Source organism: Bacillus sp. 5w2, from assembly GCF_054353775.1.
On record NZ_JBTIWT010000003.1, the window covers coordinates 286,444 to 308,194 of the forward strand.

28 protein-coding genes are annotated in these 21,751 nt (G+C 35.8%); 8 read left to right on the forward strand and 20 right to left on the reverse strand.

Going from position 1 to position 21,751, the window contains the following annotated elements; all coding sequences use genetic code 11:
- The first annotated feature begins 292 nt into the window (after nt 1–292).
- On the forward strand, nt 293–1,765 hold the full coding sequence (gene speA, locus ACXY7N_RS08815) for an arginine decarboxylase (RefSeq protein ID WP_016086524.1): 1,473 nt from the start codon (nt 293–295) through the stop codon (nt 1,763–1,765).
- A 75-nt stretch (nt 1,766–1,840) separates the two neighbouring features.
- On the forward strand, nt 1,841–2,671 hold the full coding sequence (locus ACXY7N_RS08820; RefSeq protein ID WP_016086523.1) for a protein-glutamine gamma-glutamyltransferase: 831 nt from the start codon (nt 1,841–1,843) through the stop codon (nt 2,669–2,671).
- 34 nt (nt 2,672–2,705) lie between these two features.
- Here ACXY7N_RS08820 and ACXY7N_RS08825 read toward each other — a convergent pair whose 3' ends face one another.
- The 4 genes from ACXY7N_RS08825 to ACXY7N_RS08840 form a co-directional block, all read right to left on the reverse strand.
- Nucleotides 2,706–2,834 carry a GapA-binding peptide SR1P gene (locus ACXY7N_RS08825; protein ID WP_000536796.1) on the reverse strand — a complete coding sequence of 43 codons (129 nt, stop codon included), beginning with the start codon at nt 2,832–2,834 and terminating at the stop codon, nt 2,706–2,708.
- A gap of 45 nt (nt 2,835–2,879) precedes the next feature.
- A complete protein-coding gene (locus tag ACXY7N_RS08830) occupies nt 2,880–3,008 on the reverse strand; it encodes a GapA-binding peptide SR1P (protein WP_016086521.1) in 129 nt (42 codons plus the stop codon).
- A 59-nt stretch (nt 3,009–3,067) separates the two neighbouring features.
- Entirely contained in the window at nt 3,068–3,196 is a 129-nt protein-coding gene (locus ACXY7N_RS08835) for a GapA-binding peptide SR1P (RefSeq protein ID WP_000536778.1), read from the reverse strand.
- A gap of 194 nt (nt 3,197–3,390) precedes the next feature.
- Nucleotides 3,391–3,687: a DUF3055 domain-containing protein gene (locus ACXY7N_RS08840; RefSeq protein WP_033659890.1), complete on the reverse strand. Its 297-nt coding sequence runs from the start codon at nt 3,685–3,687 to the stop codon at nt 3,391–3,393.
- A gap of 127 nt (nt 3,688–3,814) precedes the next feature.
- On the opposite strand from ACXY7N_RS08840, the gene ACXY7N_RS08845 reads away from it, so the two are divergent.
- On the forward strand, nt 3,815–4,207 hold the full coding sequence (locus ACXY7N_RS08845; protein ID WP_016086519.1) for a DUF1885 family protein: 393 nt from the start codon (nt 3,815–3,817) through the stop codon (nt 4,205–4,207).
- Nucleotide 4,208: 1 nt separating this feature from the next.
- Here ACXY7N_RS08845 and ACXY7N_RS08850 read toward each other — a convergent pair whose 3' ends face one another.
- From ACXY7N_RS08850 to pdhA, 5 genes are all read right to left on the reverse strand, one after another.
- Complete coding sequence (locus ACXY7N_RS08850; protein WP_488592366.1) at nt 4,209–4,436, reverse strand: hypothetical protein; 228 nt, start codon at nt 4,434–4,436, stop codon at nt 4,209–4,211.
- Nucleotides 4,437–4,671: 235 nt separating this feature from the next.
- A complete protein-coding gene (gene lpdA, locus ACXY7N_RS08855) occupies nt 4,672–6,084 on the reverse strand; it encodes a dihydrolipoyl dehydrogenase (protein WP_000260106.1) in 1,413 nt (470 codons plus the stop codon).
- Between the two features lie 5 nt (nt 6,085–6,089).
- Nucleotides 6,090–7,379, reverse strand: coding sequence for a pyruvate dehydrogenase complex dihydrolipoyllysine-residue acetyltransferase (gene pdhC, locus ACXY7N_RS08860; protein ID WP_016086517.1), 1,290 nt, complete (start codon nt 7,377–7,379; stop codon nt 6,090–6,092).
- 93 nt (nt 7,380–7,472) lie between these two features.
- Nucleotides 7,473–8,450 carry a pyruvate dehydrogenase complex E1 component subunit beta gene (gene pdhB / locus ACXY7N_RS08865; RefSeq protein ID WP_000068162.1) on the reverse strand — a complete coding sequence of 326 codons (978 nt, stop codon included), beginning with the start codon at nt 8,448–8,450 and terminating at the stop codon, nt 7,473–7,475.
- Between the two features lie 3 nt (nt 8,451–8,453).
- Nucleotides 8,454–9,569, reverse strand: coding sequence for a pyruvate dehydrogenase E1 component subunit alpha (gene pdhA / locus ACXY7N_RS08870; protein WP_000536893.1), 1,116 nt, complete (start codon nt 9,567–9,569; stop codon nt 8,454–8,456).
- 513 nt (nt 9,570–10,082) lie between these two features.
- On the opposite strand from pdhA, the gene ACXY7N_RS08875 reads away from it, so the two are divergent.
- Nucleotides 10,083–10,229 (forward strand): YjcZ family sporulation protein, encoded by a 147-nt coding sequence (locus tag ACXY7N_RS08875; protein ID WP_000274562.1) that lies wholly within the window; start codon nt 10,083–10,085, stop codon nt 10,227–10,229.
- Nucleotides 10,230–10,395: 166 nt separating this feature from the next.
- Entirely contained in the window at nt 10,396–10,950 is a 555-nt protein-coding gene (gene def, locus ACXY7N_RS08880; RefSeq protein ID WP_016086516.1) for a peptide deformylase, read from the forward strand.
- Between the two features lie 58 nt (nt 10,951–11,008).
- Here def and ACXY7N_RS08885 read toward each other — a convergent pair whose 3' ends face one another.
- The gene (locus ACXY7N_RS08885; protein ID WP_016086515.1) at nt 11,009–11,782 is read right to left on the reverse strand and encodes a Cof-type HAD-IIB family hydrolase; all 774 of its coding nucleotides are present in this window, start codon (nt 11,780–11,782) and stop codon (nt 11,009–11,011) included.
- Between the two features lie 546 nt (nt 11,783–12,328).
- On the opposite strand from ACXY7N_RS08885, the gene ACXY7N_RS08890 reads away from it, so the two are divergent.
- On the forward strand, nt 12,329–12,541 hold the full coding sequence (locus tag ACXY7N_RS08890; RefSeq protein WP_016086514.1) for a DNA-dependent RNA polymerase subunit epsilon: 213 nt from the start codon (nt 12,329–12,331) through the stop codon (nt 12,539–12,541).
- Between the two features lie 4 nt (nt 12,542–12,545).
- Nucleotides 12,546–14,213 (forward strand): ribonuclease J1, encoded by a 1,668-nt coding sequence (gene rnjA / locus ACXY7N_RS08895; protein WP_000670370.1) that lies wholly within the window; start codon nt 12,546–12,548, stop codon nt 14,211–14,213.
- Between the two features lie 38 nt (nt 14,214–14,251).
- On the opposite strand, the gene ACXY7N_RS08900 is transcribed toward rnjA, so the two are convergent.
- The 10 genes from ACXY7N_RS08900 to ACXY7N_RS08945 form a co-directional block, all read right to left on the reverse strand.
- On the reverse strand, nt 14,252–14,917 hold the full coding sequence (locus ACXY7N_RS08900) for a potassium channel family protein (protein WP_000504032.1): 666 nt from the start codon (nt 14,915–14,917) through the stop codon (nt 14,252–14,254).
- An 83-nt stretch (nt 14,918–15,000) separates the two neighbouring features.
- Complete coding sequence (locus ACXY7N_RS08905) at nt 15,001–15,867, reverse strand: cytochrome d ubiquinol oxidase subunit II (protein WP_016086513.1); 867 nt, start codon at nt 15,865–15,867, stop codon at nt 15,001–15,003.
- A gap of 254 nt (nt 15,868–16,121) precedes the next feature.
- A complete protein-coding gene (locus ACXY7N_RS08910) occupies nt 16,122–17,252 on the reverse strand; it encodes an N-acetyldiaminopimelate deacetylase (RefSeq protein WP_016086512.1) in 1,131 nt (376 codons plus the stop codon).
- Between the two features lie 60 nt (nt 17,253–17,312).
- Nucleotides 17,313–18,035, reverse strand: a complete 723-nt coding sequence (dapD, locus tag ACXY7N_RS08915; protein WP_016086511.1) for a 2,3,4,5-tetrahydropyridine-2,6-dicarboxylate N-acetyltransferase — start codon at nt 18,033–18,035, stop codon at nt 17,313–17,315.
- Between the two features lie 71 nt (nt 18,036–18,106).
- Nucleotides 18,107–18,991, reverse strand: coding sequence for a transcriptional regulator CcpC (gene ccpC, locus ACXY7N_RS08920; protein WP_016086510.1), 885 nt, complete (start codon nt 18,989–18,991; stop codon nt 18,107–18,109).
- A gap of 143 nt (nt 18,992–19,134) precedes the next feature.
- The gene (gene cbpB / locus ACXY7N_RS08925) at nt 19,135–19,578 is read right to left on the reverse strand and encodes a cyclic-di-AMP-binding protein CbpB (protein ID WP_016086509.1); all 444 of its coding nucleotides are present in this window, start codon (nt 19,576–19,578) and stop codon (nt 19,135–19,137) included.
- Nucleotides 19,579–19,748: 170 nt separating this feature from the next.
- Nucleotides 19,749–19,940 (reverse strand): antirepressor AbbA, encoded by a 192-nt coding sequence (gene abbA / locus ACXY7N_RS08930; RefSeq protein ID WP_016086508.1) that lies wholly within the window; start codon nt 19,938–19,940, stop codon nt 19,749–19,751.
- Nucleotides 19,941–20,048: 108 nt separating this feature from the next.
- Nucleotides 20,049–20,567, reverse strand: a complete 519-nt coding sequence (locus ACXY7N_RS08935) for a ribonuclease H-like YkuK family protein (protein ID WP_000896654.1) — start codon at nt 20,565–20,567, stop codon at nt 20,049–20,051.
- A gap of 74 nt (nt 20,568–20,641) precedes the next feature.
- Nucleotides 20,642–20,791, reverse strand: coding sequence for a hypothetical protein (locus ACXY7N_RS08940; protein WP_016086506.1), 150 nt, complete (start codon nt 20,789–20,791; stop codon nt 20,642–20,644).
- 215 nt (nt 20,792–21,006) lie between these two features.
- The gene (locus tag ACXY7N_RS08945) at nt 21,007–21,243 is read right to left on the reverse strand and encodes a YkuJ family protein (RefSeq protein ID WP_000055151.1); all 237 of its coding nucleotides are present in this window, start codon (nt 21,241–21,243) and stop codon (nt 21,007–21,009) included.
- Between the two features lie 233 nt (nt 21,244–21,476).
- On the opposite strand from ACXY7N_RS08945, the gene ACXY7N_RS08950 reads away from it, so the two are divergent.
- Nucleotides 21,477–21,713 carry a glutaredoxin family protein gene (locus ACXY7N_RS08950; protein ID WP_016135269.1) on the forward strand — a complete coding sequence of 79 codons (237 nt, stop codon included), beginning with the start codon at nt 21,477–21,479 and terminating at the stop codon, nt 21,711–21,713.
- Nucleotides 21,714–21,751 lie beyond the last annotated feature (38 nt).

A 21,751-nucleotide genomic window follows, 5' to 3' on the forward strand; every position in this document is an offset into this window, starting at 1 on the left:
ACTTTGCATTATACACTATTTATTCCTTATGATGGAATTGTCTTCCTCTATAAGTTAATTGGAAATAACTATTTAACATACTTACTGTAAAAATATTTTTTTCTATACATCTATAATTATTGGTGATATAATGCTTTTGTTTTATAGAAAATAAAGTGAACCTACCATCTCAAAAACGCTTTTGTGATTGGCAGAAAAACAAGTCTCATTCTAAAAAGCACTTAACTTTTTTAGAACAAGATTATATAAAACAAACTCTAATAAATATTATGAAAAAGAAGGGGTGTATAGATTGTCCCAATACGAAACACCATTGTTTACCGCTTTAGTTGAGCACAGTAAGCGAAATCCAATTCAATTCCATATTCCTGGTCATAAAAAAGGACAGGGCATGGATCCTACATTTCGCGAATTTATTGGGCATAATGCATTAGCAATTGATTTAATTAATATTGCGCCACTCGATGATTTACATCATCCAAAAGGTATGATTAAAGAAGCACAAGATTTAGCAGCAGCTGCATTTGGTGCAGATCATACTTTCTTTTCTATTCAAGGTACAAGTGGTGCAATAATGACAATGGTGATGAGCGTTTGCGGTCCTGGTGACAAAATCCTAGTGCCACGAAACGTGCATAAATCAGTAATGTCAGCTATTATTTTCTCAGGTGCAAAACCGATTTTCATGCATCCTGAAATCGATCCAAAACTGGGTATTTCACATGGAATTACAATTCAATCTGTCAAAAAGGCACTTGAAGAGCATTCAGATGCGAAAGGCTTACTTGTTATTAACCCAACATACTTTGGCTTTGCTGCAGACTTAGAACAAATTGTACAATTATCACATTCTTATGATATCCCTGTACTAGTTGATGAGGCTCATGGTGTTCATATTCATTTTCACGATGAATTGCCGATGTCAGCGATGCAAGCCGGTGCAGATATGGCAGCAACAAGTGTTCACAAATTAGGAGGATCTTTAACGCAAAGTTCTATTCTTAATGTGAAGGAAGGGCTTGTGAACGTAAAACATGTTCAATCTATTATTAGCATGCTTACGACTACATCAACTTCTTACATCTTGTTAGCATCCCTAGATGTTGCTAGAAAACGTCTTGCTACAGAAGGAACAGCACTCATAGAACAAACAATACAATTAGCAGAACAAGTTCGTGATGCTATAAATGATATTGAGCATCTTTACTGTCCTGGGAAAGAAATGTTAGGTACGGATGCTACTTTTAACTATGATCCTACAAAGATAATTGTATCTGTAAAAGATTTAGGTATTACAGGCCATCAGGCTGAAGTATGGCTTAGAGAGCAATATAACATTGAAGTAGAACTCTCAGATTTATACAACATACTATGTCTTGTCACTTTCGGAGATACAGAAAGTGAGACAAATACACTTATTGCAGCATTACAAGATTTAGCAGCAACATTTAGAAATCAAGCCGATAAAGGTGTTCAAATACAAGTAGAAATTCCAGAAATACCAGTGCTAGCACTTTCTCCTCGAGATGCTTTTTATTCGGAAACAGAAGTCATTCCATTTGAAAATGCAGCAGGTCGTATTATAGCTGATTTCGTTATGGTTTATCCGCCAGGGATTCCAATCTTTACTCCGGGGGAAATTATTACACAAGATAACTTAGAGTATATTCGTAAAAACTTAGAAGCAGGTTTACCTGTACAAGGTCCTGAAGATATGACATTACAAACTTTACGTGTGATTAAAGAGTACAAGCCTATCAGTTGATAGGCTTTTCTTTCACCCTTTTTCCCTTTTCTCATACGATATTAAGTAATGTAACGTATAGGTGGGGATACTATTATGATTGTAATAGGCCGTTCTATTGTACATCCTTATATCACAAATGAATATGAGCCATTTGCAGCTGAGAAACAACAAATTTTATCGATAATGGCAGGAAATCAAGAAATTTATTCCTTCCGAACATCTGATGAACTCAGCTTTGATCTAAATTTGCGCGTTAATATTATTACTTCTGCATTAGAACTTTTTCAAAGTGGATTTCAGTTTCGCACATTTCAACAATCCTTTTGCAACCCTCAGTATTGGAAAAGAACGTCACTTGGAGGGTTCGAGCTCCTTCCAAACATACCCCCTTCCATTGCCATACAAGATATTTTCAAAAACGGAAAACTATATGGAACTGAATGTGCCACCGCTATGATTATTATTTTTTACAAAGCTTTACTATCATTGTATGAGGAAGAAACTTTCAACCGTCTCTTTGCAAACCTTTTACTATATACGTGGGACTACGATCAAGATTTAAAGCTCATAACAAAAACGGGTGGCGATCTTGTTCCAGGTGACCTCGTTTATTTTAAAAATCCACAAGTGAATCCAGCTACAATCGAGTGGCAAGGAGAAAATACAATCTATTTAGGAAATTTCTTTTTTTACGGACATGGCGTAGGTGTGAAAACAAAAGAGGAAATTATATACTCACTAAATGAACGACGAGTCCCTTACGCTTTTATTTCAGCTTTCTTGACCGATACTATTACCCGTATTGATAGCCGTCTCATGAGCCACTACGCCTCTCCTAGCACTCCACAGACATCGATAGGATTTATTCCAATTAGAGATGATGCAATCGTTGCAACTGTTGGCAATACAACTACAATTTATTAAAAAAGCGCCTACATATGTAGGCGCTTTTTCTTATTTAAGCTTTTGTATGTTCTTTATGGTCACATTCGCAATGAGATCCACATTTCCCGTATAGTACTGTTGATTTTTCATCTTCAAAATGTCCGATTGTTCCTTCACATACTTGGCATACGATTGTTCCCATTTTTCATTTCCCCCTGAGTTTTAATAATAATCTACTTATCTATAATTAAGCTTTCGCCTTGTCTCTTTTAGCACATTCACAATTTGTACCACATTTCCCGTAAAGCACTGTCGTTTTTTCATCTTCAAAATGACCGATTGTTCCTTCACATACTTGGCATACGATTGTTCCCATTTTTCATTTCCCCCTAAGTTTATGGTCCTAAAAACTTTTAGTTGTCCATTTCCTATTAATTATTGGGCTTTTGTATGCTCTGTGTGATCACATCCGCAAGATCCACATTTCCCGTAAAGTACCGTTACTTTTTCATCCTCGAAGTGTGCAATTGTACCTTCACAATCTTGACATACGATCGTTCCCATTTTTCATTTCCCCCTAAGTTTATAATCCCAAAAACTTTTGTAACCGCTTAACTTTCTGTCTTTATTTTAATATGTTATACTTTTTACGTCAATAGGTTTTTAGTATAACACATTAAATATTTTTAATTTAAATTAGTATGCGATATTCAAACAAAAAAACAGCCATATTTATACATACGACTGTTTTACATTAACTATTCTTCATATTCCGCATGCAAAGAAGTAGATGGGACTAAAAATTTGAAAAACTGAGCTAACTCTGCCGCTTCCTCTTCTGACCCTAATTTAAAAATTTCCTGTATATGTTGAACATTCTCTACATCATCTCGTCCAAGTAAAGTAGACCTTCCTGTTTGCATGCAAACAATGAGTGGCTTTCCAAAAAACATATTTGTATAAATAACACCAAAATCATAACGAGTATCATGTGTCATAAACCCCAAAAATCGTACCTTCACACTTTCATGCTCATCATACAATTTTTCAAACATCGGTTTCCACCTTTCTACATCACCTTTCACTAGTATATTAAACAAAAAAAGGAATACTCCTTTTAATTGTCAAAAAATTCAGTAGGATGTAGAATGATAGTATTCTACTAAGTTAGGGGGAACTTATATGCAACATGCATTTATTACGCTTGTACCTAAATCCAATCAACACTCTGTTTCAATAGATGATATAAAACAACTTTTTCTTTACTATCAAACAGTTACTTCCAAAACTGGTGTTCAAATTAATTACGCTTATACAAATACCGCTTTTCCCTATGAAATTTTAGACACATCAGCAACAACATTAAAACTACAATCTACTCACGATCGATATGACTCCATTTATGTTGGTGTCGGTATAGAAAAGGAACAATCTTTTATTCAGATTTCTTTACCACCTAATGCAACATTTGGTGATAAAGGAAAAGCAAATGAATTTTGCCGTTTTCTAGCGAAGAAATTAGAAGGAGAATTACAATTATTTAATGGAAGAACAATGTATTTCTATAAACGTTAATTTAAGTAATAGAAAATATAATTAAAAATAGTATGCAATTTGAACACGTAAGGAATAAAGCCTGCTTTCTGGTATGCAATACAAAATATGCGATCACATATGCTAAATAAAGAAATACAAAAAATAGCATTACCTTGTAATGCAACTTATCACCATTTGACAATGATAATACAACGGAAAAACCACTCCATAATAAAAAATGATAAAATATAACATGTAATATTCTCATGGAACCTTCTCCTTTGACATGCTCTATTTTATTAATATATGGGATTAAGTTTGAATCAATTACATAATATAGGAAAGCATATATACTACTTTTGAATTAACATATGTTCTAACGGTTCATTTAAAGTATTATATATTCATTCGACAAGTACATATAAAGACCTTGCAAGCCATTTTATTAAAATAAAAATAACCCATCTCTTTCAATAAGAGATGGGTTATTTTCATTACTTAAATTATTTTACAATGTGAATTGGCATTCCAAGAGCAACTTCAGCTGCTTCCATTGTGATTTCACCTAATGTTGGGTGAGCGTGGATTGTTTGAGCGATATCTTCTGCTGTCATTCCAGCTTCGATAGCTAAACCAATCTCAGAGATAATATCAGAAGCGCCTGCACCTGCAACTTGAGCACCTACAAGAAGACCATCTTCTTTACGTGTTACAAGTTGTAGGAAACCGTCAGTGCTGTTTAATGATAACGCACGACCGTTTGCAGCGAATGGGAACTTAGATACAGCTACTGTCATTCCTGCTTCTTCAGCTTGTTTCTTAGTGTAACCAACAGATGCTAATTCTGGATCAGTGAAGCATACTGCAGGAATTCCGATGTAATCGATTGCTGATGCATGGCCACTAATTGCTTCAACAGCTACTTTACCTTCGTAAGAAGCTTTGTGAGCTAATGGTGGTCCAGGAACGATATCACCGATTGCATAGATGTTTGATACGTTTGTACGACATTGCTCATCGATTTCGATGATGCCGCGGTCAGTCATTTTAACTCCAACTTGCTCAAGACCGATTTCTTGAGTGTTTGGACGACGACCTACAGTTACTAATACGTAATCTGCTTCTACAGTTTGGATTTCACCTTTAACTTCAAAGCTAACTTTTACGCCAGTTTCTGTTTCTTCAACGCCTTTAGCCATAGCTTTTGTATGGATATTTACGTTACCTTTTTTTTGAAGAGCACGTTTAACAACAGAGCTCATAGCTTTTTCGAAACCAGCTAAGATTTCGTCGCCAGCTTCTACTACAGTAACTTCTGTACCGAAGTTAGCATATGCAGTTCCTAATTCCATACCGATGTAACCGCCGCCGATTACAACAAGTTTTTTAGGAATTTCAGGTAAGCTTAAAGCGCCTGTAGAGTTGATAACACGTTTAGAGTATTTGAATCCTGGAATTTCGATTGGTGTAGAACCAGTTGCAAGAACAGCATTTTTAAACGTATACGTTTGTGCTGCATCTTCAGTCATTACGCGTAATGTATTAGCATCTACGAAGTAAGCTTCACCGCGAATGATTTCAACTTTGTTACCTTTAAGAAGGCCTTCAACACCGCCAGTTAATTTCTTAACTACGCCGTTTTTCCATTCTTGAACTTTTGTAAAGTCAACTTTTACGTTCTCTGCAGTGATACCCATGTCATCAGAATGCATTGCATTCTCATAACGATGACCTGCATTGATTAACGCTTTTGAAGGAATACATCCAACGTTTAAGCATACGCCACCAAGGTTAGCTTTTTCGATAATTGCTACCTTTTGACCTAATTGTGCTGCACGAATTGCCGCAACGTATCCACCAGGACCTGCACCAACAACGACTGTATCTAATTCAATTGGGAAATCTCCTACTACCATTGTTATTACGCCTCCATTACTAATAATTGTGGGTCATTCAATAGACGTTTAATTTGGTTTAATGCTTTTTGAGCAGTTGCGCCGTCAATTAAACGATGGTCAAAGCTTAGAGATAATGCTAATACTGGAGCTGCAACGATTTCACCGTTTTTCACAACTGGCTTCTCAGCGATACGGCCGATACCAAGGATTGCTACTTCTGGGTGGTTGATAACTGGAGTGAACCATTGTCCACCTGCAGAACCAATGTTTGTAATTGTGCAAGAAGCACCTTTCATTTCAGCCGGAGCTAAACGACCATCACGTGCTTTACCAGCAAGATCATTGATCTCGTTAGAAATAGTGAAGATAGACTTGCGATCTGTATCTTTAACAACTGGTACTAATAGACCTTTGTCTGTATCAGCTGCGATACCGATGTTGAAGTAATGTTTATGAACTACTTCTTGAGAAGCATCATCTAAAGAAGTGTTTAACATTGGGTATTCACGTAATGCAGATGTTAAAGCTTTAACAACGTATGGAAGGTAAGTTAATTTAATACCTTTGTCAGCTGCAACAGCTTTGAACTTCTTACGGTGAGCAACAAGCTCAGTTACATCAATTTCATCCATTAATGTTACGTGAGGAGCTGTATGCTTAGAGTTAACCATTGCTTTTGCAATCGCTTTACGGATACCACTCATTTTCTCACGAGTTTCTGGATATTCACCAGCTGGGATTGGTTGTGCTTTTGGTGCTTCTTCTTTCGCTGCTGCTGGAGTAGCTTCTACTGCTGCTGGAGCCTCAGTTGCTGCTACTGCTTGTCCACCATTTGCAAATGCATCGATGTCAGCTTTTACGATACGGCCGTTCTTACCAGAACCAGCTACTTTATGAATGTCTACGCCGTTTTCACGAGCATATTTACGAACAGATGGCATAGCGATTACGCGCTCATTTACTACTTCTGCAGTTGCTGCTGGAGTAGCTTCCGCTGCTGGAGCTTCTACTGCTGCTTCTTCAGCTTTTGGAGCTGCATCATGATCGTCACCTTTAAATTTAAGGTTTTCGTATCCAGGAGCATCAAATTTAATTAATGTATCTCCTACAATTGCAACTGTTCCTTCTTCTACAAGTACTTCAAGTACTTTACCTTTAACAGGAGAAGGGATTTCTACTACTGCTTTATCATTTTGTACTTCAAGAAGTACATCGTCTTCGTTTACTTCATCGCCTGGTTTAATAAACCATTTTACGATTTCACCTTCGTGGATACCTTCACCGATATCTGGTAGTTTAAATTCAAATGCCACGGAATTCAGCCCCCTGATTCATTTCATTATTATGGAATATGTACAAAAGAAACCAGCATGTGCTGATTTCTTTTGCACATGAAAAGCTAAAAATTAGAAGTTCATTACTTTGTTAACAGCTTCAACAATATCTTTATGGTTTGGTAACCATACGCTCTCAGCTTGAGAGAATGGGAATACTGTATCAGCAGCTGCAACACGTACAACTGGAGCTTCTAAGTTTAAGATTGCACGGTCGTTAATTTCCGCTACAACGTTAGCTGCAATACCAGCTTGTTTTTGTGCTTCTTGAACTACAACTACGCGGCCTGTTTTTTCAACAGAAGCGATGATTGTTTCGATATCTAATGGTTGAACTGTACGTAAGTCAACTACCTCTAAAGAGATACCTTCTTTTTCAAGTTCTTCAGCAGCTTTTAATGCAGCATGAACCATAGCACCGTAAGCGATAACAGATACATCTGTACCTTCACGTTTGATATCAGCTTTACCTAAATCAATTGTGTAATCGCCTTCTGGTACATCTTGACGGAATGAACGGTACAATTTCATATGCTCTAAGTAGATAACTGGATCGTTGTCACGAATCGCAGAGATTAAAAGACCTTTTGCATCGTATGGAGTAGATGGAATAACAACTTTTAGACCAGGTTGTTGAGCCACTAATCCTTCTAAGCTATCAGCATGTAGTTCAGGAGTATGAACACCGCCACCGAATGGAGAACGAATTGTTACTGGAGCAGTCCAACGTCCACCAGAACGGTAACGCATACGAGCTAATTGACCAGAAACTGAATCCATTACTTCATAAATGAAACCGAAGAATTGGATTTCTGGAACTGGACGGAAGCCTTCTAATGCAAGTCCAACTGCAAGTCCACCAATACCAGACTCTGCAAGTGGAGTATCCATTACACGATCTTCACCGAATTCAGCTTGTAAACCTTCAGTAGCACGGAATACACCGCCGTTTACACCAACGTCTTCACCAAACACAAGTACGTTAGGGTCATTTTTCATTTCAACGCGTAAAGCATCAGTGATTGCTTGAATCATTGTCATTTGAGCCATGGCTTACTTCGACTCCTTTTCTTTGTAAATTTCATATTGTTCAGCTAAGTTGTAAGGCATTTTTTCGTACATGATTTCCATTAAATCAGTAACTTTTTGTTTTGGAGCTTGGTCAGCCTTAGCAATTGCTTGTTTGATATCTTCTTTTGCTTCTTCGATTACTTTCTCTTCAACTTCTTGAGACCATAGGCCTTTGTTTTCTAAGAATGCACGGAAGCGTACGATTGGATCTTTTTGTTCCCATTCGTTCTCGATATCTTTTGTACGGTAACGAGTTGGGTCATCACCAGCCATTGTATGTGGACCGTAACGGAATGTTAAAGTCTCGATTAAAGTAGGGCCTTCGCCGTTTACTGCACGCTCACGAGCGAAAGCAGTTGCTGCGTATACAGCTAATGGGTCCATACCGTCTACTTGAATTCCGTAAATACCTGCTGCTACTGCTTTTTGCGCTACAGTTTTAGCTGCAGATTGCTTTTCTACTGGAGTAGAGATTGCATAACGGTTGTTTTGTACAACGAAGATTGCTGGAGCTTTGAATGCACCCGCAAAGTTCATACCTTCGTAGAAGTCACCTTGTGAAGCACCACCGTCACCAGTGTAAGTAATTGCAACAGATTTTTTACCACGTAGTTTCATACCTAACGCAACACCAGCAGTTTGGATGATTTGCGCACCGATGATGATTTGTGGAGCAAGTGCATTTACATTCTCAGGCATTTGGTTACCCATGAAATGTCCACGAGAGAATAAGAATGCTTGGTATAATGGTAAACCGTGCCATACTAATTGTGGCACATCACGATATCCTGGTAAGATGAAATCTTCTGCTTCAAGTGCGAAATGACTTGCTAATTGAGAAGCCTCTTGTCCAGCTGTTGGTGCGTAGAAACCTAAACGTCCTTGACGGTTTAAAGAAATAGAACGTTGATCTAGTACGCGAGTATACACCATACGGCGCATTAATTCTTTTAATTGATCATCAGATAATTCAGGCATAGCTGCTTCATTCACAACTTCGCCTTTTTCATTTAAAATTTGTAATGTTTCAAATTGAGCTGCGATAGCTTTCATTTGCTCATCAACATTAAATAGGGTCTTTTTTGTTTTAGTACCCATTCCGTTCACCTCTTCCTCTCTTGAACCATATTCTGAAACGCTTTCACTATCTATTAGCTAGACTGAAAACGCAACAATGTAAACCAACAAATTTATCTGTCGGTTGAGAATAATTTTGTGTACCTAACAATCTGTACTAATGTTTTTTCAGAAACATATTAATACAATCTTGATCACGTTTTTTAGTTTACAACTATTCTAATTACGATGTCAATTACTTTGAATACGTTTTTTTATAAATAATCTGCAGGTTTCTTCTACACAAACGTGTTTTTATTTTTCACATCTGTATTAGTAAGCATTGACCTACTGTTATATTATTCCCTTTTTAACTTGTTTTTTCTCTTAGAATAATATGTAAACGATTTAATTCTCTTTAGTTTTTCTCTCTTCTTAACAAAAATATACAAACTCTTCTTCCTTTTATAGGTAATTACCCATACATTTCTACTCTCCCCTCCATACATTATAGTAACCGCAGTATTAGCGGGAAATGATAAAGGAGGTCATCTCATGTACGGATACTCATATTGCTATCCAACTTGTTCATATCCTTCCTACGGTTATGGCGGTTCTTGTGGCGGATCTGGACGCGGCTTCGCCTTAATCGTTGTGTTGTTTATTCTTTTAATTATCGTTGGTGCTGCTTGCATTCGCTAATGTAAAATGAAACAACTATGGAAAGAAACAGACGGCTTTGCCGTCTTTTCTTTTTATTACATACATAAATATTCTATAGTAGAACGCTTTCCAAAGCGCTTACACTACTTGTCGATGACTTTTCCCCTCTCCTTTGGTAGACTAAAAAAGAAAGGAGAGATTACATATGCTTACAATGAAAGATGTAATTCGCGAAGGAGATCCTATTTTGCGAAACGTTGCAGAAGAGGTATCAATGCCGGCGAGCGAAGAAGATACAACTACCCTTAAAGAAATGATTGAATTCGTAATAAATAGCCAAGATCCTGAAATGGCTGAAAAATATAGTTTACGCCCTGGAATCGGATTAGCGGCTCCGCAAATCGGTATTTCAAAGAAAATGATAGCGGTTCATGTAACTGATACGGACGGTACGTTATATAGTCATGCATTATTCAATCCAAAAATCATTAGTCATTCTGTTGAACGTACATATTTACAAAGCGGGGAAGGCTGTCTCTCTGTAGACCGCGAAGTACCTGGTTATGTCCCCCGTTACACAAGAATTACAGTGAAAGCAACATCTATCAACGGTGAAGAAGTAAAATTACGTTTAAAAGGTTTACCAGCAATCGTATTTCAGCATGAAATTGACCATTTAAATGGTGTTATGTTCTATGACCACATTAATAAAGAAAATCCATTTGCTGCTCCTGACGATTCAAAACCTCTAGAGCGATAATAAAAAAGGCGGGAGTTAATCTTCCGCCTTTTTTATATGAAATGGGTTTCATATTCACTTATAGCAATCCCGCCCATTTTAATCCATGATATATGCCGTCTTCACTAACATCCTTTGTCACGTGATTTGCAAGTTTTTTCAAGTCTTCATGACCATTTCCCATCACAATACCTGTCCCAACCGCTTCAATCATTTCTAAATCATTTAAGCCATCTCCAAATGCATACACTTGTTCACGGTTAAATCCTAATTTCTCAATGAATTTTTCAATCCCTTTTGCCTTAGAACCACCATTTGGAATGATATCCATTGAATACGCATGCCAGCGAATGAAATGAAAGTCTGGGTACTGATTAATAAACTTTTCCTCCTCATTCACTTCACAGAAAAGAAGTGTTTGATAAATATTACGTTTCTCATAAAAATCAGGTTCATATGCCGGATGTTCAAAGTTTAAACTCCCAAAACCTTCTTTCACATAATCATGATATTCTACTGATGCTCTCATGTCTTGATGATCAAGATATACAAGTGGATATCCTTCTTGTTTTGCAAACTGAGTAAACTTATGCAAGGCAGCCGGATGTAACGGGTTATTAAATATTACCTCATCTTCAAATACAACGTACTGTCCATTAAAACTAACATAATTATGTATATTGAGTTCCTTACGAATATCTTCAAACATAAACGGCGCACGTCCAGTTGCAATTGCTACATGCACACCTTTTTCTTGTAACTGCTTTACTGCATCTCGTGTAGATTGCGGAATTTTTTTATCATGATCTAATAATGTTCCATCAATATCAAAAAAGACAATTTTATCATTCATTTGTCAAAATCCTTTCTGTTACTCTATATTCCTATTTTGATTATCGCTTTTCAAATGCTAAAAAAAAGTATAACATATTAAACATCTGTGAAGAAAGCGTTCACTTTCTGACCTTATTTATGAAATCTGCATATATATATTAGTAAAAAATGTGGATACTTGTTCGTATGAATTTTCTTCTCTATTCTTTCTCATACTATACCTATAACTAACGGCTACTAATCGTTACTATAGAATAACTTTCCCTGTATGCGAAAGGACAAGATTCAACATTCACTTTTGTCCTCTTTCTTTATCAGAGACGGAGTTTTCACTAGTAATATGCATGTTTAAAATAAGGAAAGGAAGGAGTAATCATGCTGAAGAAGCTGAAGAAAAAGCTCAAGCGTTATTTAAAAGATCTAGTCCGTAAAAAGACAATCGCTTAAATTGTGCCCATTTCGGGCTTTTTCTTCATTCTCATTCGAAAAAACATGAAAATCGTGACTGTTTGCTTTATAATAAGTAACAGATAATGCAAAACATAGACAAGGAGAGGTTTTCCAAATGATTTTTAAAGTATTTTATCAAGAAAAAACGACTGAGGTTCCAGTACGTGAAAATACAAAAGTTTTATATTTAGAGGCTACGTCTGAAAAGGATGTTCGTAAAAAATTAAATAAGTTCGCATATAATATCGAGTTCGTTCAATCTGTTACTGGTGCTCATCTTGAATATGAAAAACAAAACGCTGATTTAACATTAGCGGAAATCGTATAGTCATATGAAATTTCTAAAGAATGATCAGGCTGCCGTTTTCGCTTTAGGTGGACTTGGAGAAATCGGTAAAAATACATATGCTGTTCAATTTCAAGATGAAATTATTATTATTGATGCTGGAATTAAATTTCCAGAAGACGAACTCCTCGGAATCGATTATGTAATACCAGATTACACTTATTTTGTGCGAAACGAAGATAAAATTAAAGGATTATTCATTACACATGGTCACGAAGATCATATCGGTGGAATTCCTTACTTATTACGTCAAGTAAACATTCCGATTTATGGTGGGAAATTAGCAATTGCACTAATCAAAAACAAATTAGAAGAGCACGGATTACTTCGTAAAGCAAAACTTTATGAAATTCAAGAAGATGATGTTATTAAATTTAAAAAGACGTCTGTTTCCTTCTTCCGTACAACTCACAGTATTCCGGATTCATACGGAGTTGTTGTGAAAACACCTCAAGGACAAGTTGTTCATACTGGTGATTTCAAATTTGATTTTACACCAGTCGGTGAACCAGCGGACTTAACAAAAATGGCTGAAATCGGAAAAGACGGTGTACTTTGTCTCTTATCTGACAGTACAAACAGTGAAGTTCCAAACTTTACAATGTCTGAGCGCCGTGTTGGTGATAGTATTCAAGATATTTTCCGCAAAGTAGAAGGTCGTATTATCTTCGCAACCTTTGCATCAAATATCCATCGTCTACAACAAGTTGTTGAAGCAGCTGTTGAAAACAATCGTAAAGTTGCTGTGTTCGGTCGAAGTATGGAAGCAGCGATTGAAATCGGACAAAACCTTGGTTATATTCGCTGTCCAAAGGATACATTCATAGATACAGCTCAACTAAACCGCCTACCAGCGAATAAGGTTGTTATTTTATGTACAGGTAGTCAAGGTGAGCCAATGGCAGCACTTTCACGTATTGCTAATGGTACTCATCGTCAAATTCAAATCATTCCTGGCGACACAGTTGTTTTCTCTTCTTCACCAATCCCTGGTAATACAATTAGCGTAAGCCGTACAATTAACATGTTGTATCGTGCTGGTGCTGATGTAATCCACGGAAAACTGTCAAACATTCATACGAGTGGACATGGCGGACAAGAAGAACAAAAACTAATGCTTCGTCTAATTAAACCGAAGTATTTCATGCCAATTCATGGTGAATATCGTATGCAACGTATGCATATGAAATTAGCAAATGATTGTGGTATTCCAGAAGAAAACTGTTTCATCATGGATAATGGAGATGTTCTTGCCTTACGTTCTGATGAAGCAAGCGTAGCTGGTAAAATACCATCTGGCTCTGTCTATATTGACGGAAATGGTATTGGAGATATCGGTAATATCGTATTACGCGATCGTCGTATCCTTTCTGAAGAAGGACTTGTTATTGTAGTTGTAAGCATTGATATGAAAGAATTTAAAGTTGCAGCAGGACCTGATATTATCTCACGTGGTTTCGTTTATATGCGGGAAAGTAGTGATTTAATTAATGATGCTCAAACATTGATTACAACTCATTTAGAAAAAGTAATGGAACGCAAAACAACACAATGGTCTGAAATTAAAAATGAAATTACAGACACATTAGCACCATTCCTGTATGAGAAAACGAAACGTCGTCCAATGATTTTACCAATCATTATGGAGATATAAGAAAAAGGACAATACCGTGAAGGTATTGTCCTTTTCTCTTATCTTAAAAAGTGTTTAAAACGATCTACTTCATCGTCATGACCAATTACAATTAATATATCTCCCGCTTGAATATTTTCCGTAGCTCGAGGAGATACAATGACTTCTTTACCACGTTTAATCGCTACAATATTCAATCCAAACTTCGCACGAATATCTAATTCGATTAAAGAATGACCATCAATTTTTTTATTTGCTATAATCTCTACAATACTATGCTCATCTGAAAGCTCAAGATAGTCTAATACATTACTTGATGCAATATTATTAGCAATCCTTTTTCCCATATCACGCTCTGGGTGCACAATGTGATCTGCCCCTATTTTACTTAACACTTTTTCATGGTAATCATTTTGAGCTTTTACAGTAATATTTTTTACACCTAACTCTTTCAGAATTAATGTTGTTAAAATACTTGAATTTAAATTGTCTCCAATAGCAACGACTACATGATCAAAATTACGAATACCAAGACTTTTTAATACCATCTCATCTGTTGAATCTGCAATTACAGCATGTGAAGCTATATTTGCAAACTCATTAATTTTATCCTCATCTGAATCAATTGCCATTACTTCCATACCTAATTGAGCGAGTTCCCGGCAAATACTTCCACCAAAACGTCCAAGCCCAATGACAGCAAATTCTTTCTCTTTTTCACCCACAGGAATTCCTCCAATAACATCGAATACTATGTATTTTTATTGTAACATACTTTAGATTTGCTACAAAAATCTGTATATCATTCTTATTTTTGTTTTTGCATATAAAAATACTGTTGTAAATAAAATGCGATACTGAAAATTAACATACCAAATACAAATATATTTCCAAATGAACTAAATGTTTCAAAAACGAATAATAACGTTTCTTGTCCGAAGAAAGCAAATAATAGTTGTATAAATGCGAATAGCAATGCCAATATATAATGATGTTGATGGAATAAATAATGCGTTGCACCTAAAAAAGCGATAAACGAAATGATGAAAATCCACCAACTTTCTAAAAACAGTTGCCAATTAGTAAATTGATATCCATTTACTAATATCGCAATAATTCCTATAACCGCCATGGTTGGCACACTCCAGAATAGTGCTCGCCCTCTAAAATAGCGAGTTCCTTTAACATCACCTTTTTCATGTGCAATGTATGTTAGTACTACGGTACTTATATACAAAACCGAAAGAATTGTTAAAACGATAATGAGCCAAAAATGTAATTGATAATACTCATGTTCTATGTTTGTCACGATAGCCGCTAACATACACGGGATTAACATTCCAGTCCAGCCATCTACTTTTCTTTCATTCCAAAACACCGTGTTACCAATCCGTATTCCTAGCAACATAAAAATAATGATACCTAGTACAAATAATGTCGTTTTATTCCCTACCAAACTCGTTGAGAAAGCAATTAATCCAATAAATAAAAAGAGTACAAACCCATTCATAATTTCTAATACAGGTGATAAATATCTCTTCACCCATTTATATGTTTCGTCATATTCATGATTATCTACTAAACGGTAGGCATAAAAACTTATCCCAAAATAAACCGCCGCAATAATAACATACGCATATAAGACGAAACACAACATCGCACTGCTAATTTGCACGTAATTCCCCACCCTTTTTTCTATGTTTCACATTGATTTTACACACTTTTCACACGAAATGTAAACATATATAAGCTAGTTCACTAATCATCTTCTCAATAAGCGATAATGAATAATGAGCAGCGGCTCAAAACCACTGCTCATTATTTTATCCATTTGTATGCAGATGACTATCCAAAGCAAATATGAACGATATTTTCATCTTGGAACTAAGAAGTGCCCACTGTAAGTTTTTGCAAAGTTGGCGAGCAAGTTTACTTTCTAGTTCCTTTCCACTTCACATATTGATCTAAAAATACAATAGCTTTCTCAATAGCCTCTTCATCTGGTTTTAATTTTGCGTGGTGTAAACCATATTCTGAATTTACCCCAAGCCAAAACATAAATCCTGGAATCTCTTGAAGCATATAACCAAAATCTTCACCTGTCATTGCCTCAGTACATGTAATTACATTCATATCAGTTTGTTCACTTACAAACTGCATAAACTCTCTCGTTAATGCTTCATGGTTATATACTTGATGATACATCGCTCCGTAGTCAATAACCGCTTCACATTGGAAGGAAGCTTCTATACCTGCAACAATTGCCTCAATCCTACTTTTAACACGACTCATTGATTCCACTGATAACGTTCGGATCGTTCCTTCTAACCGAGACTTTTCTGCTATGATATTTTGAACTGTACCACCGGTTATTTTTCCGATGGTAATTACTGCACTATCAAGAGGATTCACATTACGACTAATAACGGATTGAAGTTGTGTAACAAGGTGACTTGCTGCAACAATCATATCATTTGCAGTATGCGGGTAGGCTGCATGTCCACCTTTTCCTTTTAAATCAACATATAACTCTGATGTATTTGCAAATAATAGCCCTTCTTTTGTAGCAATTGTTCCTACAGCGTATTCAGGTGCAATATGCAGACCAAGAATTATATTCGGCTTCCATTCTTTTAACTCTTCACTCTCTAACATAGGAAGAGCCCCTCCAGGCCCTTCTTCAGCTGGTTGGAATAGAAACACAAGGTCATCATCTATTCTTTCTGTTACAGCTGCTGTTAGAAGGCCTAAACCGATTGTTGTATGCAAATCATGTCCACATGCATGCATCATTCCTTCATGAATAGAAGCAAACTCATATCCAGTTTCTTCTGTAATTGGTAAACCGTCTATATCTGCGCGATAACCGATAATTTTTTCTGGATTTTTCCCATTTACTTTAACAATGACACCCGTTTTCCATACTTTCACTTCCACATGCTCATTCGAAAGCGTTCCTATGTAATCTAAAATATACTGTTGTGTTTTCCACTCTTTAAATCCAATTTCCGGTATTTTATGTAAATCTCTACGAATTTGAACGAATTTGCTTACTGCCATTTTTGCACCTCTATCTATAAAAAGCGTAAGAGCCGGTTATGCTCTTACGCTTTTTTGTTTTTATTTCTCTGGGTTTAATTGACGAAGCTCTTGTTTAATTTCAGTTTTTGCTTTTGTCTTCTCATCAATCTCTTTAATTACACGTGCTGGCGTACCCGCAACAACTGTATATGGAGGTACATCTTCTGTTACAACAGCTCCTGCTGCTACAACTGCACCCTTACCTACTGTAACTCCCTCTAACACAACTACGTTAGCACCAATTACAACATCATCTTCAACGATAACTGGTTTTGCTGAAGGCGGCTCAATAACACCTGCAAGTACGGCACCCGCACCTACGTGACAGTTCTTACCAACAGTTGCACGTCCACCAAGTACTGCGTTCATGTCGATCATAGAACCTTCACCAATTACAGCACCGATATTAATTGTTGCATTCATCATAATAACAGCGTTGTCGCCGATTTCAACGTGGTCACGAATAATCGCGCCCGGCTCAATACGAGCTTTAATACCTTTTAAATCAAGCATTGGAATTGCAGAATTACGACGGTCATTTTCAACAACGTAATCAACAATGTGCTTGCTATTTTCATCAAGAATTGTCTTAATTTCAGACCATTCTCCAAATAATACACCAGACTTTTTATTTACAAATGCTTGTACCGTTTCAGGGAATGTTACTTCTTTTAAATCCCCTTTTATGTATACCTTTACAGGAGTTTTCTTTTCACTTTTTTGAATAAACGAAATAATTTCGTTAGCGTCCATCATTTTCATTCTTGTTGCCTCCTAAATCCATTTATAATGTTACTCTACCAAACGATAGAGCGAGTAGCAAGATAATAATCCTATTTTTCCATTTGAATTTCTTCGATAATTTCTAAAAATGCTTGTACTTGCTTCAATTGTCTAGCCGACTCACTCGTCAATAACCATGTTTCTCTCGTTAATTGAACAGGTGTTTTATACATATTTTCCTGTACTTCTTTTAAAACAGTAGAAGGTAAAAGAGCATAACCTATACCATTTAAAACGAGTTGTTTACAAGTCTCAATTTGATCAACCACAATTGTTCTCTTAGGTGGATTAGAAAATAAACCATACCACCAATTTTGTATTTGTCCATAATAAGTCGAGTCACTTTTAAATTGAATAAACGGCCTATTTGTCTCTTTTAACATCGTAATATCTTTTATTTCTTTATCCACTAAATAAAGTTCATCTTCAAATAATTGTTGCTTCTGACCTTTATATTCTTGTGTTCCTCTCAATATAGCAACATGAACGTCTCCTTCATAAAATTGCTTTTGTACTTCACTACTCCAGCCAGTAAACAGCGATATTTTCACAGAAGGATATTTATGCACAAACTTCTTCAAAACAGGAGGAAGCCAATATTGACCAATAACTGATGCAACAGCTATTTTTAACGTTCCATGTGTTTCTGTTCTAAAAACAGCTAGCTCACTTTTAATATCCTCTTCCCTTTGTAGCATTTCTTTTGCATAATTTGCGACTTTTTCCCCTTCAGGTGTAATTGTCAATCCTTTTTGTGAACGAATAAAAAACTTCATTCCCCATTGTTTCTCCATAGATTGTAATCGCTGACTAAGCGCAGGTTGTGAAACAAATAAACGTTCCGCCGCTTTTCTCATATTTGATTCCTGAGCTAACACAACCATCATTTGAAAATCATCAATTTGCAACTTTCTCCCTCTTTCCTTAGCTTCCATACACCTTATCTCAATAAGCTTTTCATCCTTAATTTAACTTCAATACTCTTATATTTTTTATCTTTTTAAATATAATACATACACAACTGATATGCACGAAAAAAAAGTGACTTCTCCGCTTCTATGAAGTCACTTTTCTCACATTATCGATTATGTTGCCTTACTTTTTTATTTAACAATTTTAAAATAGCTCGACGTGTTAAAATCCCCTCAAAATACCCCTCTTCATTGACAGCGCAAATAAAAGGATGATCAATTGTCATTTCTAAAGCTTTTGCAAATGAATCTTCTAACTTAAGAACTGGAATGTCTTCCTTCATCACCTGTTCTACTTTCATTTCGTCAAGTCTTTCAAACTCAATGCGTTCTAACCCTAACATACCGTCTAAAATCATAGCAGTACTAATTAACCCATGTAATTTATACATCGGGTCCAAAACAGGTATCGCCGAATATCCAGATTTCACAAGAACGAGTAAAGCATGCTCTAAACCATTCCCCATTTGGACATGCGCTACTTTTTCTGATGAAATCATTAAATCTTTCACAAAAATTTGTTGAAACTCGTCTTTCGGAATACTAATCATGTTACATCCCCCCATCTTCCCTTTTTACTACTTTTAATCACCGACTCTATTCACATTTTATGACAGCGTTTTCATATTATTATTTTGTCCTTACTTTATTTCAATAAAAACAAAATTACACAGTTATTTTAGCATACAACACAAAAAAAAGACTACCATTCCGGTAGCGCTTAATACCCCTTATTTTTTAATCTGTAAAATAACCTTGTGATTTTTTTATATTGCGTCACATCTGTGCGTTTTAAACCATTCTCAATATCTGTAAGTTCCACAGCTAAAATTTCACTCGCATAATTTTGCTGAAATAGAATATCTAGTAACAAACTCTCTTCTTCTTCCGTTAAAACAAATTCCTTTTTCATATACCCCTCTCCTTATACTCGCATCGTTACTCTTATTATATAAAATTTCCAACTCATTTAATAGATGTAATATTCAGTTTTTAGTGAAAGATATATAAAAATTATTTTTTATTTCGTATATCGATTTGCATAACTAAACGCTGCATAAGCATCTGGCTTAATTTTTGCAGTTAATCCCATCGCTTGAATTTTCGCTGTCATATCTAGAATAAATTCTTTTGTTAAACCATCATTTCCGATATCCAAGTGAATTTCCATTATAAATCCAGCCCCATCTTGAGCATATGGATGCAATAAATCCCATATTGTTTGTATATGGTTTGGAGTAAATAGGCATGCGATTTCTTGGCTAAACTGCGTTTCTAAATATATTTTCTCACGTAAAGTTGCTGGCTTATCTTTTACTGATTTATGGTGTAAACAGCCCCAGGCACCTTTTCCAACGCGATGAATATGAATTGCCGTAATAAACCTCGTATCCTTTTGATGTGCTTGTGAGTCTGTCCCAATGGATAAGCGATATAAATTTCGTGGATCCTTTTCAATGAAACTACAAATACGGCTAAAGACCATATCAAAATTTAAATGTCTCTCTGAAACATTATAAAATGTATGTTCACCGGCCACATAGTCACGTCCTTTCAATTAGACAGACTCTTCGTATTCTCATTGTATGGGACAAAAATAAAAATTATAACTTCCTACCCTTTATTCGTTTCAATATTTCGAATTACAAAATGGCAAACTTGGCACGTATAAATTACATTTTGATTTGATTGAGCCGTTAATACATGAATAATCTCAGCAGAATTGTGACATTTAGGACAAATCACAACTGGTAAACGTTCCATACAACACACCCCCTCGTTATTTTTTCCCGCTATTTGCTACCCATAAACACCCAATAGGTGATGGCTAATAATCAGTATAGGACGAAGAAGCCCCACTGATTACAATTTCACTTTATTACCATTGTAGGAAAAATGAAAAATCCCTATACATATATGCTAAAAAGTAATAGAACTAAAAAAGGTGTTGCCATATGGCAACACCTTTTTTATATGTATCAAGAAATGATATCGTAAATCTCAATTGCAACCATGTCGATATTATCGAATTGATACACTTGAGGTTTTTCACCTTGTTGATACACTTCTAACTCATACATTTCACTTTTATCGAAAAATTTCACGCTACATTTGCGCTCACCGTTCACTTCAAAATAGCGTTGTGCTACTTCACCGCTTTCAGCTTGTTCTTGTAGACTAACAAGTCGAGTTAAAATTCCTTGGAGTAGAGACATGAAATCTCTCCTTTCTCTGATCTTCCTACCAATAGGTTTTACAGCTATACTCATTCTATCCGTCATAACAGAAAAAATGTTCCACACTCTAGGATAAAGGTTATTGGCCAGAAACTCAACTAAAAATTTGTCGAAATGCGAAGGAAAAAACAGAAAAAACATCTTTTTCCTTCTTTATTGCGATTTTTATACTGGAAGAATATAATAAAAAACAGAAAAAAGGAGGAATTACAATGAAAAAAATTGAGGTTTACACACAACCTGATTGTCCGCCATGTGTCATTGTGAAAGAATTTTTAAAGCATAATAACGTTGTATATGAAGAATTTGACGTAAAAAAAGACGCTGCTGCACGCGATCGTCTTTTATATGACTATGATTCTTATTCAACTCCAACAGTTGTAATTGATGGAGAGGTTGTTGCTGGTTTTCAAATTGAAAAATTACAACAGCTACTCAATATAGAATAGGAATAGGTAAAAACCTATTCCTATTTTTATCCTGCTAT

Coding starts and splice junctions, on each gene's coding strand:
- ACXY7N_RS08820 (WP_016086523.1), top strand. CDS start 1,841: ATGATTGTAATAGGCCGTTCTATTGTACATCCTTATATCACAAATGAA.
- ACXY7N_RS08825 (WP_000536796.1), bottom strand. CDS start 2,834: ATGGGAACAATCGTATGCCAAGTATGTGAAGGAACAATCGGACATTTT.
- ACXY7N_RS08830 (WP_016086521.1), bottom strand. CDS start 3,008: ATGGGAACAATCGTATGCCAAGTATGTGAAGGAACAATCGGTCATTTT.
- ACXY7N_RS08835 (WP_000536778.1), bottom strand. CDS start 3,196: ATGGGAACGATCGTATGTCAAGATTGTGAAGGTACAATTGCACACTTC.
- ACXY7N_RS08840 (WP_033659890.1), bottom strand. CDS start 3,687: ATGTTTGAAAAATTGTATGATGAGCATGAAAGTGTGAAGGTACGATTT.
- ACXY7N_RS08845 (WP_016086519.1), top strand. CDS start 3,815: ATGCAACATGCATTTATTACGCTTGTACCTAAATCCAATCAACACTCT.
- ACXY7N_RS08850 (WP_488592366.1), bottom strand. CDS start 4,436: ATGAGAATATTACATGTTATATTTTATCATTTTTTATTATGGAGTGGT.
- lpdA (WP_000260106.1), bottom strand. CDS start 6,084: ATGGTAGTAGGAGATTTCCCAATTGAATTAGATACAGTCGTTGTTGGT.
- pdhB (WP_000068162.1), bottom strand. CDS start 8,450: ATGGCTCAAATGACAATGATTCAAGCAATCACTGATGCTTTACGCGTT.
- pdhA (WP_000536893.1), bottom strand. CDS start 9,569: ATGGGTACTAAAACAAAAAAGACCCTATTTAATGTTGATGAGCAAATG.
- ACXY7N_RS08875 (WP_000274562.1), top strand. CDS start 10,083: ATGTACGGATACTCATATTGCTATCCAACTTGTTCATATCCTTCCTAC.
- def (WP_016086516.1), top strand. CDS start 10,396: ATGCTTACAATGAAAGATGTAATTCGCGAAGGAGATCCTATTTTGCGA.
- ACXY7N_RS08885 (WP_016086515.1), bottom strand. CDS start 11,782: ATGAATGATAAAATTGTCTTTTTTGATATTGATGGAACATTATTAGAT.
- ACXY7N_RS08890 (WP_016086514.1), top strand. CDS start 12,329: ATGATTTTTAAAGTATTTTATCAAGAAAAAACGACTGAGGTTCCAGTA.
- rnjA (WP_000670370.1), top strand. CDS start 12,546: ATGAAATTTCTAAAGAATGATCAGGCTGCCGTTTTCGCTTTAGGTGGA.
- ACXY7N_RS08910 (WP_016086512.1), bottom strand. CDS start 17,252: ATGGCAGTAAGCAAATTCGTTCAAATTCGTAGAGATTTACATAAAATA.
- dapD (WP_016086511.1), bottom strand. CDS start 18,035: ATGAAAATGATGGACGCTAACGAAATTATTTCGTTTATTCAAAAAAGT.
- ccpC (WP_016086510.1), bottom strand. CDS start 18,991: ATGGAAGCTAAGGAAAGAGGGAGAAAGTTGCAAATTGATGATTTTCAA.
- cbpB (WP_016086509.1), bottom strand. CDS start 19,578: ATGATTAGTATTCCGAAAGACGAGTTTCAACAAATTTTTGTGAAAGAT.
- abbA (WP_016086508.1), bottom strand. CDS start 19,940: ATGAAAAAGGAATTTGTTTTAACGGAAGAAGAAGAGAGTTTGTTACTA.
- ACXY7N_RS08940 (WP_016086506.1), bottom strand. CDS start 20,791: ATGGAACGTTTACCAGTTGTGATTTGTCCTAAATGTCACAATTCTGCT.
- ACXY7N_RS08945 (WP_000055151.1), bottom strand. CDS start 21,243: ATGTCTCTACTCCAAGGAATTTTAACTCGACTTGTTAGTCTACAAGAA.
- ACXY7N_RS08950 (WP_016135269.1), top strand. CDS start 21,477: ATGAAAAAAATTGAGGTTTACACACAACCTGATTGTCCGCCATGTGTC.